Consider the following 14,178-nt stretch of genomic DNA (forward strand, 5'->3'; position numbering starts at 1 on the left):
CACCAAAACTCAGCAAATTAATCTGATTCATGAAATTTAAATGGTTCTTAGATTCAAACGCTATAATTTCTCCTCATCAATTTTAAAACCGTATCATTTTCTAATTGTTAAGTAATTAACATAAATCTACTATCATGGAAAACGAAAATTTAAATAGAGCCATCGACAATGTAAAAGAGGCCTGGAAATACCCTGAATTATTTCAAAACATTTCCAGATCAGAACGCTGGTTATCCGGTGCAGCTGGAACTTATCTGCTTTTTAAAGGGTTAACAAATGTATTTTCGCACCCTGTAATTGCCTTAACAGGTGCAGCTGCAGGAGCAGGATTACTTTATAGAGGCTTAACCGGATATTGCCCCTTAACAGATTTACAAGAGCAACGCGAAGAATTGGCACCTGATGAAATCATAGTAAGAGAAACTTATCTTGCTGATGATTTGGCGTAATAAATTGAATACTAAATTTCCTTTTCCTAATAAACTGGCTATCTTTAAAAAAGATAACCTATAATTATGAGCAAATACGCATTTCTTATTATTCCAACTTTATTCGGTATGTCGGCATTGGCGCAGGATAAAAAAACTGATCCAGCGACAGAAGCTGCTAAAACAGAAGTTTGGGAACCTGTTCCTAAAACTGTTACTCCTGGAGCTTTGCCTCAGGATGCACCATCTGACGCGACAATTTTGTTTAATGGCAGAAATCTGGATGCATGGCATTCGGTTAATGATCCTTCAAAAGCCGCGGCATGGACAATAGACGATGGCTTTTTCACTGTAAAAAAAGGCACTGGAAATATTGAAACCAATAAAAAGTTTACAGATTATCAGCTTCATATGGAGTGGAGAATTCCTGCAAATATCACAGGAACTAGTCAGGCCAGGGGAAATAGCGGCATATTTTTAGCTTCTACAGGACCTGGAGATAACGGTTACGAAATCCAGATTATGGATTCTTATAACAATAAGACTTATGTAAACGGACAAACCGGAAGTGTGTACAAGCAAGGAATTCCGCTAGCCAATGCAAATAAAAAACCGGGAGAATGGCAGTATTACGACATTATCTGGAATGCACCGAGATTTAATGAAGATGGTTCAGTATTAAAACCTGCAACCGTAACGGTAATGCTTAATGGCGTGTTATTACAAAATAACTTCGTTGTAAAAGGAGAAACCAGGTGGATTGGTGCACCAGAATATAAAAAGCATGGTGCAGCTTCAATTAAACTTCAGGACCATGGCGATCCAAGTCCGCCGATTAGTTTTAGAAACATTTGGATTAGAGACCTATAATTATTGAAACCTGCAAATACCCTTTGCAGGTTTTTTGATTTACAGCAATTGCTGTTCAGCCTGAAGTATTTTCATGTAAATATTGCGTTCAATCATTTCTGCACCTAAACTCAATAAATGATCGTTTGGCAGCTGGCAATCAATTAAATCAATATTCAGCTTGCTCAGGTAAATTAATGCTGCTTTTGATGCATTACTTACCTTACTGAACATACTTTCGCCACAAAAAATGCGGTTTACCTTTAGGCCATACAAACCGCCTACCAACTGTTCATTTTGCCAAACCTCCACACTATGGGCATAACCATTTTGATAAAGATTAATATAGGCAGCTTGCATCTCATCAGTAATCCAGGTTCCATCCTGGCCTTTTCTCGGCGTTTTGGCACAATTTAAAATCACATCCTCAAATGCCGTATTCAGTGTGATGGTAAATACCCCATCACGCATTATTTTCTTCATACTTTTGCTCACCAGAATGCGGTTGGGATAAATTACACATCTTTGATGTGGAGAATACCAAAGAATGGGTTCACCTTCACTAAACCAGGGAAAAATCCCACTTGAATAAGCCAGTAACAGCCGTTCCATGCTTAAGTCGCCACCGATAGCGAGTAAACCATCTTCTTCGGCTAACGTTGGATCAGGAAAAACCATTTCATGGTCTGGCAATTGAAAAAACATCCTCAAAAATAAGAAAGAAAATAATGATTAAACCCAGGCGTTTAAATTATGTCATACAGTTAAAATGTTTATTATGAGCGCGAAAGAAAATTTCACCAAGGTAAAGCATCTTTATAACAGAGCAGGATTTGGAATTTCTTACTCCGATTTACAAAAACTTAGCAGAAAAAATATCGATAAGTTAGTGGCTGGTCTTCTCAAAGAACCAAAAGCAGATGATTCGATAACCTTGGTTGATGGGATGGAATCCAGGCGTCAAATGCTGGTTCAATCTGGCCTGTATGCAAAGAAAGACCTCAACGATGAGGAAAAGAAAATGCGGCAGGAAATTGTTCGGATGCAGAATGAAGTAAGCAAAGACCTGAACATTGCCTGGGTAAATAAAATGATCAATACGACGTCCCCACTCCGCGAAAAAATGACCCTCTTTTGGCATGGCCACTTCGCCTGCCGAAGCAACGATCCGCTGTATGCGCAACAACTCAATAATATTCAAAGAACAAATGGATTAGGAAGTTTCAAAACGCTGCTAATGGAAGTTTCGAAATCGCCAGCCATGTTACAATACCTCAATAACCAGCAAAACAGAAAAGGCAAACCCAACGAAAATTTTGCCCGTGAGCTGATGGAACTTTTCACCCTAGGCAGAGGAAATTACACCGAGAATGACATTAAAGAATCAGCAAGATCATTTACCGGTTGGATGTATGACAAAGACGGAACATTTATCTTCCGCCAAAACCTGCACGATGAAGGACCTAAAACTTTTTTCGGCAAAACAGGAAATTTTGATGGAGAAAGCATCATTGATCTTATTTTAGAAAAACCGGAAACGGCAACATTCATCGCCAGAAAAATTTATAAATTCTTTGTAAATGATCAACCCAATGAAGATCATGTTAAGGAACTGGGCAGTCATTTCTATGCGTCTAATTATCAGATTTCAGAACTGATAAAAAAGATGTTTACTGCAGATTGGTTTTACAATGCAGAAAATGTGGGCACCAAAATAAAGTCGCCTATAGAGTTCTTAGTAGGCCTGAGCCGGGAATTTTATGTCACCTATAACAAACCGCAAATACTCATTCAATTACAGAGCAGTTTGGGGCAGTACCTCTTCAATCCACCAAATGTAGCCGGTTGGCCAGGCGGACAAAACTGGATAGACAGTTCCTCTTTAATGCTCCGGATGCGTATTCCATCATTGGTATTAAATGATGGGGAAATAGATTTCAGCGGGAAAGCAGATCCGGAAGATGAAGCCGTAATCGCTTTAAATAAAAACACCACCACAAACGCAAACACCAAAGCGAAACCAAAATCATATGTTAATGCAAATGCAGATTGGCCTAAGTTTATAGATACTTTACCTAAAGGAATTTCGCCACTGGAACTCTCTGAGTTTCTATTGCAGCCTAAACTGAATGATAAAATAGTGAAAATGGTGAGCGATAATAAGGGCCTCAGAAGTACTGCTGTAGAAATTACCAGTATGCCCGAATATCAATTGAGTTAAACCCTTAAAATCCTAAGGAGATGAATAGAAGAAATTTTTTAAGAAATACTGGTTTTGTTGCCGCAGGCTCCCTATTTGTTCCTGCATTTATGAAACCATTAGAAGCCATGGCGCTTGATGAATTGAGCCTTTATAAAAACCTGGTGGTGGTGCAACTTTCAGGTGGTAATGATGGGTTAAATACAGTTATTCCGTTTGGAAACGACATCTATTACCAAAAAAGAAAAAGCATTGCCATTAAGCCTGAAGAAGTAATTAAGCTTAACGATATGCAAGGGTTAAATCCGAATATGGCTGCCCTACAGGAAATTTATGACCAGGGCTGGATGACGATTATTAATGACGTCGGTTATCCAAATCCAGATCGCTCACATTTCCGATCTATGGATATCTGGCAAACCGGTAGCGACAGCAATCAGTTTCTTTCTACAGGTTGGATTGGCCGTTACCTGGATAGTAATTGCCAAACCTGTAAATTTCCATACACGGCTATAGAGGTAGATGATTCCTTGTCTTTGGCTATGAAAGGCCAGACTAAAAAAGGAATTGCTTTGAAAGACCCGGCAGCATTGTTCCGCAACACCAATAATCCATTTTTTAAAGCGGTGCTCCAAAGTGATAAAGAGCACCTGGATGAAGACAATTTAGGTTATCTGTACAAAACAATGATCGAAACCCAGTCGTCGGCAAGCTACATCCAAAATACTTCAAAAATTTATCAGTCTAAATCCACCTACCCAAATACGGGCTTTTCCAACCAGCTTAAAACCGTTTCAAAGTTCATTTCATCAGGGTTAAAAACAAGAGTTTATTATGTTTCGCTCAGTGGTTTTGATACCCATGTGAATCAAACCGCCCAGCAAGGGAATTTATTGAAACAATATAGCGAAGGCATGGCAACCTTTTTAAAAGATTTAAAGGCAAATAACAAACTGGAAGATACCCTGGTGGTTACTTTTTCAGAATTTGGCCGCCGTGTAGCGCAAAATGCCAGCAATGGAACAGATCATGGAACGGCTAATAACATGTTTGTATTTGGTGGGCGCCTGAAAAAGCAAGGCATCTTTAATGCTGCGCCAAACTTAAGCGATTTAGACAGTGGCGACTTAAAATACCAGTTAGATTTTCGTCAGGTTTATGGTACTGTACTAGATAAGTGGCTGGACGTAAATAACGGTGAAATTTTAAATAAAAAGTTTAATACTTTAGATTTTATATAATTTGGAAAGCACAGGGCAGTGGAACATCGGTTACTGCAGCCCCGCTATTCATTACAACGCCAGCAATAGAAAAAATTGCCGGCGTTTTCATTACTATCGGGTTTAGTTTACCCGGGCAGGGATAAGAAAATATGTTTCGTTTCTCCCACAATAACTATTTTCGTTTTAAAACATATATAGCGTTACTGTCACTTTTCCATTTGCGCGCTGAAAAAACCTGGAATAACTCATAGCCGTATGATTTTGCCTTATTAACAAAGTCGAGCGCAGAGTTAAATTCCATTTTCTTACCTAAATCATCTTTAATGAAGGTATTATCTAAGTCGTCTGCAATTTGTCCATATTCAACGGTCACAAAGACTTTCTGCGCAAATGTTCTTTTAACCTCCTTTACCTGAATGTAATTGGAATTAATATCCGTTAACCGAACGCCATTTACGGTTTGTGCTTTCACATCGGCCATTGCAAAGCAAGCCACAGTTGTAGCCAAAATCACTAATTTGTTCATAATTTGTTTCTTTTTGTGTGTGACTGTAAGTTAAGGAAATTCAGTCTTCTAAAAAAAGAAATCATTTTTCAATCTGTAACAATTACAACTGATAGCTATCTTAAATTAAAAAAAGACAATGAACTTTTTGGGCAATATTATCTGGATTATTTTTGGCGGGATCTTTATTTTCTTCGAATATATTATTGGTGGTTTGATTCTCTGTTTAACTATTGTGGGTATCCCTTTCGGCATTCAATGTTTCAAGTTTGCTATAGTTGGTCTTGCACCTTTTGGCGTAAAAATTACCGATACATCATCCAATACGGGGTGTTTATCTACCATCATGAATATGATTTGGCTGATATGCGGCGGTTTTTGGATTGCCCTCACTCATCTATTGTTCGGAATCTTATTTTGCATCACCATCATTGGCATTCCCTTCGGAAGACAACATTTTAAACTGATGAACCTGGCCTTTACCCCTTTCGGAAAATCAATTTCTTAATTGTTATCCTGAGTTCGATAAATGTTTATGCCTTTTATACACCGGTCTGCGATCAACCCGCTGAAAGAGACCATTCCACTCAATTGGTCTATCATGTGGACATAATTAATTTCTAAAGATCTTTTATACGCTCTTTGCCTAAGAGGCATGTAATTGGAACGCACTAATTATCCAAAGCGTTTTCTCAATAGGTTTGTTAGCGCTATATGTACTAATTGTACAATTGTTCTTTTGATTTTCCCGACCCCTTGGGATTAACGGCGTTCTTCGGAATAGCCTGTTCTTTATTAAGGCGAGTTTAGCAAAATCTAAAAAAAGCCATACCAAAGGCCAGATGATTAAAAAAGTATCCCCTGATTACTGAATAAGACCGATTGATTTAGAATGTTGAATTGCTTCATCACTGGTATCAAATAAGCAACTACTTACCTGCTTTGCCTGCACCCTACTTAATAATTCTAAAGTTTGATCGCGGTTTTCAGGGCGGATATTCCGGATATAAACTGCTTCGATGTTTTGAGGATATTTTTCCACAATCTGGGTGTAAATTTGTGGATCCTGCTGAGAATTATCGCCGAAAAACACAAACTTCTGATTTGGAAAAGCATCTAAGATTCTCATCACCCTCAATAGTTTTCCCTCATGCCCCGTTTTACCTGTTTTGAGTAAATCGCTCCACTTCTTTAAAGTATTAAGCAAAAAGGCACCATCCGGAAGTTTATTAAACCGAAAGGTTTCGAGAAGGTAATCATATAGATTCCATTCGCTACTGCTTACATAAAAAAAGGGATTTGGCTGCTTCGGATTGGTATGTGATAACGCAAGTTGCTGGTAATGGCTAGCTGCTTGTGGAAACGTTTTTCGGGTATGTGGATTTTTAATAAACAACTCTCTAAGCCGCCTGCCAATAGTTGCAGAATGCGAAATCATTACAGTATCGTCTACATCAGAGATAAAGGCGTATTGAGTAATGTGTGGCACATAAACTTTCCCTTCTCCGGTATTTAAAATATTTCCATCTTGATCTACGGCCGCTACTTTTACATAATGCCAACCAGCCGAAACATCTTCGTCAGCCTCCCACTCAAATTTAAAAAAGCCATCCTTTTCCGTTTTCTGATAGATGGTTTGTCCAAAAAACTGAAGCTGAACCGCTACCGATGGATAAGGTTTTAAAATGAAAAGCTTTAGCAGATGAATGATGTTAACGAAGATATTATTACTATAAATCTGTTTGGTTTTAGACTTACGCTTAAAGACATGACCATAAACAACCAGATTATGCTTATGCCCATAACCATGATAAACTTTTACACTTACAGATTTATTCATTGATATTAAAACAGTGTTTAACAAAAGTTGTTTGTGTTATACGCCATTAGGTTAAGCACATGAAATTACTGTTTATTATAAATCCGGGTTCAGGAAGCCACGATATCAATTTAAAGGAAGTAATTTCTTCGCACTTTGCAACAAAAGAAGTGTCTATCGAATTATTTGAACTTCCAAAAGATTGCGCTATTGAACAAATTAAAGATAAGATTAAGCAAGAGCATGCCGATCGGGTGGTTGCCGTTGGCGGCGATGGAACATTAAAACTTGTAGCGGAGTGCCTGCTGAATACAGATGTTCCAATAGGAATTATTCCAGCCGGATCAGCGAATGGCATGGCAAAAGAATTGGGAATTCCTACAGATATTGAAGAGGCACTCAACTTAGTATTAACCGGCACGCCTCATAAAATTCATACGGTAAAACTTAATAATGAAATTTGCATTCACCTTTCTGATCTGGGCTTCAATGCCTATTTGGTTAAGAAATTCGACACCCTGCCAGAACGTGGCATGTGGGGATATGCAAAGGCTACCTGGCATGCCTTATGGAATCATAAAAGGATGCAGATTGAGTTGAATATTAAGGGCGAAACAATTAAATCTGCGGCAGCAATGGTAGCTATTGCAAACGCTACCATGTATGGCACTGGCTTAAAAATTAATCCGGATGGAAAACTGGATGATGAGTTATTCGAGATTATTGTGGTTAAAGATTATTCCTACCTGGAGATTTTGAAAATCTGGCTCACCAGACTCCCCTTCAATCCTAAAAAAATTGAGGTTTTTCAAACTTCAAAAGTAAAGATATTCTCGAAACATAAAGCCCACTTCCAAATTGATGGAGAATATGTAGGGAAGGTAAATGAAGTAACTGCAGAAATTTTACCTGCTTCGGTAACTGTGATTTTGTAAGCTAATTTATTAAAAGGAAAATATGGAATAGAACAGCTCAACCTATGCTTATTGGTTTCTAAAAACTATTTTTTTTTAGCATCCAAATACGAAATCTCTGTAATCTGCGGGAAATACTTCTATACTGATACCTCAGAAATCCTGAGTTGATTAATTATGCTTTTAAAAATGTTTTCTGTGAATCTGAATAGTATAATACAACCTAAAAAATTCTGCAATAAAGCAGATACGAAAAAGAATATTAAACCAAACCTCACTAAGATTTAGCAACTCCGGTAAATAAGTGATGAAGCCAATAGAAAAAATCCAGACGATTAGTCGAAAAGTAAACTGCACGTAATAAGTAATAAAACCAAATTTCCTGAACATCAGCAATCCGACTGCAGAAACAAAAAGCAGCACAAACAAAAATACGGTTAACCACACTTTTATCTGCGAAACCAATTGATCTGGAATTTCATGAATATGAGTAACAATTCCCCAAAACTGTTTCGCCAATAAAATAATACTGATCAAATCTAGAATTGCAAAGAACCTTACTATGTTTTTCATTTATTTACAATATTTCGAGAGGTAAGCATCCGCTAAATTACTTCCCATATTCTTAACAAAAGAAAAATCTTCGCAAGCACCCTGCTTGTCGCCTTGCTTAATTTTTTGAAGTCCCGTTTCTATCCTCGAATTGAGGTATTCATCATCAATTCCCAATTGCCTTTTAATATTAATAAATTGAACTTCCTGGCCGGGCTTCGCCTGATCTATGTTTTTGTAAAAATTGATAACCGAGTTGGTTAAGGCTTCTTCTGATTGATATGCCCGTATTGCCGTTTCCATAGCAGCGCTTGATTTCCCTTCACAGTTAAAACCTTCTAATTTAAAATTTACCGGAATAACCACTGCCGTTGTGGTATCGTAGCCAGATGGCACCTGCCATTTCCCACTGCTTAAACGAACCAGCCTCAAGGCTTCATCATCTAAATCTGTCAAAATCCCCTTGATTACTTTTGAAGAATAAATATTCCCATTCCCATCCAACTTAAAGCTGATATTAACAGTACCCTGAATGCAATTGGCTTTAGAAAATGAAGGATAGATGGTGTTTTCTCGTAGAAAATCTGTAAAACTCTTCTTTCCCGATTGAAATTGAACTTGTGCAGATGCAAGCGCACTAAAAAAAATAAAGCATATGGTGAAAAGCACTTTCATAGTTCTAATTTACGTAAAAAATGAGGCCAAAGATTAATACTACCATTTTCCCGGCATTGCATGTTTAAAGTGGAGCTCTAGGATTACATTGGGGTTCGGACAATTTGCCAGATATTTTTCCCGTTCACTAAACCTGCATACCCCAGGGTAGTCTCCTTTAAAATCACCCAAATCGCAGATAACTTGAAAGTGTAAATGAGGTGGCCAGTTCCCGTTTTCCTCCTTTGCTCCTAAAGTTGCGAATTTTGCTCCGGCAGGAATGAAACTTCCTTCCTCTAATCCATTTAAAGACTCGAGACTTAAGTGACCGTACAATGCATGAAATTTCAAACCTCCAATAGTATAAGATAAAATGATGGTCGCACCATAATCTCCAAAATGGTTATTATTTGCAAAACTATGAACGGTAGCATCGTAAAAATTATAAATTGCTGTCCCGGCCGGCCCCCAAATATCTACACCCAAATGTAATCTGCGGGGCTCTTCATCCATATCGAAATGTGCACTTCTGGCATAGATGGTTCGGTGTTCATTGTAGCCTCCAATTCCATATCTGGCATGATGTTTTAAAAGTTTCTCATTTATCCATTTGGAGAACAAATTAGTATCCGTTAAAGTTTCATCCGTCAGTTCCAGATTCCGGGCTGTAAAATCCAAAGGCAAGAGCTGATCGGTATGTTCATCAAAATCTATTACTTTTTTAATTGAAGATGCATTGCTATGAATAACCTGCTCAAATGTTTTCATGATAGATTAATATTGACGTGGTGTGTTAAAAAATAACCCGCAGGTATATTTACCGTGCGGGTGTAAAATCTTTAGCCAGGAAGCAGATTAATTAACAGACTATTCTGCTTCTTCGTCTGGTTGTCTTGGCTCTTTCGCAATTTTTTCAAAAAGATGATCCATACGCTCTACATATTCATTTGTATCATCTACAAAGAAGGTAAGCTCTGGCACTACCCTAACTTGGTGCCTGATTCTGGCACCCAGTTTATAACGGATTTCTCCAGCATGTGCGTTAACAGTATTGATGGATAATGTGGTATTGGTGGTATTAAAAAAGCTTAAATAAACCTTTGCCACGGCTAAATCAGGCGATACCCTTACACGGGTAATGGTTACCAATGTATTTGGCAAAAATGTACCACCCTCACGCTGAAAAACCTGTGCCAATTCTTCCTGTAGTACTCCTGCAAATTTTTGCTGACGTTTACTTTCCATATCTTCTATTATTAATAAAGTAAGTTATCGTACGGATATCTTGCTGTGTGAGCAGCTTTTACTTTATCGTACAACAAAGTTTTAAACTCTTCTATATTTTCTTTTTCAGTAGCTGAAATAAATAAAACAGGCACCTTACCATGACTCATCCAGCTTTTCTTGAAATCTTTTAAGCTAAGTTTACCATCGTCATCATCCCCTTCGGTTTCCGGCGAAACATAAGCATCAATTTTATTAAAGACCAGAATCATGTCCTTATCAATTGCGCCAATATCCTTTAAGGTTTCGTTAACAATGTGAATCTGATCTTCGAAATTCGGATGCGAAACATCCACCACATGAATTAAAATATCAGCTTCTCTTACCTCATCTAGTGTTGATTTAAAGCACTCGACCAAATGGTGAGGCAATTTCCTGATAAATCCAACTGTATCTGACAAAAGAAAGGGTAAGTTTTCGATTACTACTTTTCTCACTGTTGTGTCCAGCGTCGCAAAAAGTTTATTTTCTGCAAATACCTCAGATTTAGACAGCATATTCATGATGGTTGATTTACCCACGTTGGTATAACCCACCAGAGCCACTCGAATAAGCTCGCCGCGGTTTTTTCGCTGAGTTTCGTTTTGCTTATCAATCAGCCTCAACCGTTCTTTAAGTAATGAGATTTTATTTAAAATAATCCTTCTATCACTTTCTATCTGCGTTTCACCTGGCCCACGCATTCCAATTCCACCCTTCTGGCGTTCAAGGTGAGTCCACATTCCCGTTAAACGAGGTAAAACATATTGCAATTGTGCCAGTTCTACCTGCGTTTTAGCTTGGGCAGTTTGCGCTCTGCTTGCAAAAATATCAAGAATCAGGTTACTGCGGTCTAACACCTTAACACCAAGTTCCCGATCAATATTCCGAAGTTGAGACGGCGATAATTCATCATCAAAAATGACGGTATCTATCTCTTCTGATTTTACATATGCTTTAATTTCTTCCAGCTTTCCGGTACCCACAAATGTGGCACGCTCTGGCTTCAACATCTTTTGCGTGAAGTTTTTTTCTACTTTACCACCAGCTGTTTCAACCAAAAAGGCCAATTCATCTAAGTATTCCTTTGTTTGTTCTTCCTTCTCGCCTGGTGTAATCACACCAACCAAAATGGCCCGTTCCTGCTTAATCGCAGTATCATAAAATTTTTGTTTTCCCATGTAATATGTACAAAGATACAAATTTTGCAAACTTGTAATTTCATTTAAAAACCATTAGGTTAAGTGAAATGTTTGCCTTTTAAAATCAAGCATCCAATTAAGTTGTAAATCCTTACCAATAAAACAGAAACCAGCTTACAGCATGGCTTATTTTGGCATTAACAGCATTGTTAGTTAAATCATCATACATCAAATGTTTAAAAAAATAAAAGCACATTCACGCACTAAAAGGTAAATTCGTATTTTAAAACTAAAATCAATTGGCAAAAACAAAAACGGCATATTTCTGTCAAAGCTGTGGCTACGAATCTGCAAAATGGCTGGGTAAATGCCCATCCTGCGGACAATGGAATACTTTCGTTGAAGAAATTATTGAGAAAAGTACAACATCAGTACCTACCTGGAAAACCGAAACAAGTTCAAGGAAATTAAGTAAACCCAGTAAGGTTGATGAAATACAATCGTCTGTTGAACGGAGAATTTTAACTGGCGATAAGGAATTGGATCGCGTTTTAGGTGGAGGACTGGTAGAGGGTTCGCTGGTTTTAATTGGTGGTGAGCCAGGTATTGGAAAATCTACCTTGATGTTACAACTGGCATTAAATATCAAAGGGAAAAAGCTATTATACATTTCGGGTGAAGAAAGTGAGCAACAAATTAAGATGCGTGCCGAAAGGATTAAAGAAAGTCCATCTGCAGACTGTTACATCCTCACCGAAACCTCAACCCAAAATATTTTTAAACAAATTGAGATCCTGGAACCTCAGATTTTAGTGGTCGATTCTATCCAGACTTTACATTCCTCCCATATCGATTCTACTCCGGGAAGTGTTTCTCAGGTGCGGGAATGTACAGCCGAATTACTTCGTTTTGCTAAAGAAACTGGCGTACCTGTTTTTCTGATTGGCCACATCACCAAAGATGGCGCTATTGCGGGGCCTAAGATTCTCGAACACATGGTTGATACCGTTTTGCAGTTCGAGGGAGACCGGCATCATGTTTACCGGATCCTCAGGTCTATTAAAAACCGTTTTGGAGCAGCGGCCGAACTTGGAATTTATGAAATGCAGGGAAGTGGTTTGAGAGAGGTTTCTAATCCGTCTGAAATACTGCTTTCACAACGCGATGAAGAATTAAGTGGCATTGCCATCTCGGCTATGCTTGAAGGCGCAAGACCCATGTTAATTGAAACGCAGGCGCTGGTGAGCGCTGCTGCTTATGGCACTCCGCAACGATCGGCTACAGGCTTTGATACCAAACGAATGAATATGCTTTTAGCGGTATTAGAAAAACGTTGTGGTTTTAGATTGAGCACGCAAGATGTTTTTCTCAATATTGCAGGCGGAATCCGCGTGGAAGATCCCGCTATCGACCTTGCCGTTTTAATCGCAATTATCTCCTCTCATCAGGATATTTCCATTTCATCTAAAAATTGTTTTGCAGCAGAAGTTGGCCTTTCCGGAGAAATCAGGGCTGTAAACCGGATTGAACAACGCATTGCTGAAGCAGATAAACTCGGCTTCGAAACCATTTATATCTCAAAATATAACCTTAAGGGAATTGATATCACTAAGTATAACCTGGAAATTAAAGCAGTAAGCAAAATTGAAGAAGTGTTTGAGATGATCTTTGGCTAGCAATACGACAAAATAGGGGAAATTATTCAACAGTTTTCCCCACTTTGATATTTAAATTCCCCAACGCGCAAATGAACTTACAGTCTGGCACAGACTAAATAAAAACATAAAACACTACATATCAGATTATTGAATACACACATTCAGTCTTCAACACTTTTTGGAGTCACGTTTGCCTAAGGTATTGTATCCTAGATCATGGGATATGATCTACGATAATAGGGATGATTTTCCTCGTTAGTGAGAGCTAGCGAGGATTTTTTTTGTTTGCTAAATTATCTTAATTTTAAATAAATTTGATTTAGATCAGTAACCAAATCCTATCATTCCTAAACCATACCCCATGAAAAAAATTATTTTAAGTCTGAGCTTTTGCCTATTTAGCTTAGCCGGATTTACTCAAACTGCCTATACAGGTCAAAAATTTGGCGAAGAAGTTAAACCCGGGAATGTTAAACCTGCGGCAAAAATGGAAGCTACAATGGGTTCCGAGACAACAACCAACATGAAGATTCAAGGCAAGGTAGTCGATGTTTGTAAAAAGAAGGGGTGCTGGATGACCCTGGAAATGCCAAACGGCGATCCAATGCGGGTTACTTTTAAGGATTATGCTTTCTTTATGCCAATGGATATTGTGGGCAAAAACGTTGTATTAGATGGCTTAGCGAAAAAACAAACCATATCGGTAGAAACGTTACGTCATTATGCAGAAGATGCTAAGAAATCACAAGAAGAAGTTGCTAAAATTACCGACCCGAAAAAAGAGTTAGCTTTTGAGGCTAAAGGCGTGGTGATACTGGATAAAGAATAAAAGCTAAAAGAATAAAGATTAAAGAATAAAGACTAAAAACTAAAGCTTAAAGCCGGATCTCAGCACGAACAACTGTAAACAACTAACGATTTTAAGCGGAAAGACTTAAACTCAAAGTAAACCACAACCCCGATGCATTTTG

Annotated in this window: 16 protein-coding genes; 8 read left to right on the forward strand and 8 right to left on the reverse strand. The window is 38.1% G+C overall.

The features are described 5' to 3' along the window. Window positions 1-134: 134 nt before the first annotated feature. Complete coding sequence (locus SOM16_RS02740; RefSeq protein ID WP_320462451.1) at window positions 135-449, forward strand: YgaP-like transmembrane domain; 315 nt, start codon at window positions 135-137, stop codon at window positions 447-449. Window positions 450-515: 66 nt separating this feature from the next. After that, window positions 516-1,298: a DUF1080 domain-containing protein gene (locus SOM16_RS02745; RefSeq protein WP_320462452.1), complete on the forward strand. Its 783-nt coding sequence runs from the start codon at window positions 516-518 to the stop codon at window positions 1,296-1,298. 39 nt (window positions 1,299-1,337) lie between these two features. Here the strand turns inward: SOM16_RS02745 and aat are convergent, their stop codons facing one another. Next, the gene (gene aat, locus SOM16_RS02750; protein ID WP_320462453.1) at window positions 1,338-1,982 is read right to left on the reverse strand and encodes a leucyl/phenylalanyl-tRNA--protein transferase; all 645 of its coding nucleotides are present in this window, start codon (window positions 1,980-1,982) and stop codon (window positions 1,338-1,340) included. 73 nt (window positions 1,983-2,055) lie between these two features. Between aat and SOM16_RS02755 the strand changes: the two genes are divergently transcribed. Both SOM16_RS02755 and SOM16_RS02760 read left to right on the forward strand, forming a co-directional pair. Next, a complete protein-coding gene (locus SOM16_RS02755) occupies window positions 2,056-3,498 on the forward strand; it encodes a DUF1800 domain-containing protein (RefSeq protein ID WP_320462454.1) in 1,443 nt (480 codons plus the stop codon). Between the two features lie 20 nt (window positions 3,499-3,518). Further along, a complete protein-coding gene (locus tag SOM16_RS02760) occupies window positions 3,519-4,718 on the forward strand; it encodes a DUF1501 domain-containing protein (RefSeq protein WP_320462455.1) in 1,200 nt (399 codons plus the stop codon). Window positions 4,719-4,872: 154 nt separating this feature from the next. On the opposite strand, the gene SOM16_RS02765 is transcribed toward SOM16_RS02760, so the two are convergent. Further along, window positions 4,873-5,226, reverse strand: coding sequence for a hypothetical protein (locus SOM16_RS02765; protein ID WP_320462456.1), 354 nt, complete (start codon window positions 5,224-5,226; stop codon window positions 4,873-4,875). Between the two features lie 118 nt (window positions 5,227-5,344). Here SOM16_RS02765 and SOM16_RS02770 point away from each other — a divergent pair, with 118 nt between their 5' ends. Beyond that, window positions 5,345-5,713: a YccF domain-containing protein gene (locus SOM16_RS02770; protein WP_320462457.1), complete on the forward strand. Its 369-nt coding sequence runs from the start codon at window positions 5,345-5,347 to the stop codon at window positions 5,711-5,713. A gap of 357 nt (window positions 5,714-6,070) precedes the next feature. On the opposite strand, the gene SOM16_RS02775 is transcribed toward SOM16_RS02770, so the two are convergent. Beyond that, window positions 6,071-7,045, reverse strand: coding sequence for an App1 family protein (locus SOM16_RS02775; protein ID WP_320462458.1), 975 nt, complete (start codon window positions 7,043-7,045; stop codon window positions 6,071-6,073). Window positions 7,046-7,104: 59 nt separating this feature from the next. On the opposite strand from SOM16_RS02775, the gene SOM16_RS02780 reads away from it, so the two are divergent. Next, window positions 7,105-7,959, forward strand: coding sequence for a diacylglycerol/lipid kinase family protein (locus tag SOM16_RS02780; RefSeq protein WP_320462459.1), 855 nt, complete (start codon window positions 7,105-7,107; stop codon window positions 7,957-7,959). A 162-nt stretch (window positions 7,960-8,121) separates the two neighbouring features. On the opposite strand, the gene SOM16_RS02785 is transcribed toward SOM16_RS02780, so the two are convergent. From SOM16_RS02785 to hflX, 5 genes are all read right to left on the reverse strand, one after another. Continuing rightward, entirely contained in the window at window positions 8,122-8,511 is a 390-nt protein-coding gene (locus tag SOM16_RS02785) for a hypothetical protein (RefSeq protein WP_320462460.1), read from the reverse strand. Beyond that, entirely contained in the window at window positions 8,512-9,165 is a 654-nt protein-coding gene (locus SOM16_RS02790; protein ID WP_320462461.1) for a TonB family protein, read from the reverse strand. Window positions 9,166-9,204: 39 nt separating this feature from the next. Continuing rightward, complete coding sequence (locus SOM16_RS02795; RefSeq protein WP_320462462.1) at window positions 9,205-9,912, reverse strand: peptidoglycan DD-metalloendopeptidase family protein; 708 nt, start codon at window positions 9,910-9,912, stop codon at window positions 9,205-9,207. Between the two features lie 99 nt (window positions 9,913-10,011). Then, complete coding sequence (rbfA, locus tag SOM16_RS02800) at window positions 10,012-10,389, reverse strand: 30S ribosome-binding factor RbfA (protein WP_320462463.1); 378 nt, start codon at window positions 10,387-10,389, stop codon at window positions 10,012-10,014. Window positions 10,390-10,400: 11 nt separating this feature from the next. Continuing rightward, on the reverse strand, window positions 10,401-11,588 hold the full coding sequence (hflX, locus tag SOM16_RS02805; RefSeq protein WP_320462464.1) for a GTPase HflX: 1,188 nt from the start codon (window positions 11,586-11,588) through the stop codon (window positions 10,401-10,403). Between the two features lie 260 nt (window positions 11,589-11,848). On the opposite strand from hflX, the gene radA reads away from it, so the two are divergent. Together radA and SOM16_RS02815 are read left to right on the forward strand one after the other, a co-directional pair. Next, on the forward strand, window positions 11,849-13,225 hold the full coding sequence (gene radA, locus SOM16_RS02810) for a DNA repair protein RadA (protein ID WP_320462465.1): 1,377 nt from the start codon (window positions 11,849-11,851) through the stop codon (window positions 13,223-13,225). A 343-nt stretch (window positions 13,226-13,568) separates the two neighbouring features. After that, window positions 13,569-14,036, forward strand: a complete 468-nt coding sequence (locus SOM16_RS02815) for a DUF4920 domain-containing protein (protein WP_320462466.1) — start codon at window positions 13,569-13,571, stop codon at window positions 14,034-14,036. Window positions 14,037-14,178 lie beyond the last annotated feature (142 nt).

The organism is Pedobacter sp. CFBP9032 (assembly GCF_034045265.1).
Classification (GTDB): Bacteria; Bacteroidota; Bacteroidia; order Sphingobacteriales; family Sphingobacteriaceae; genus Pedobacter.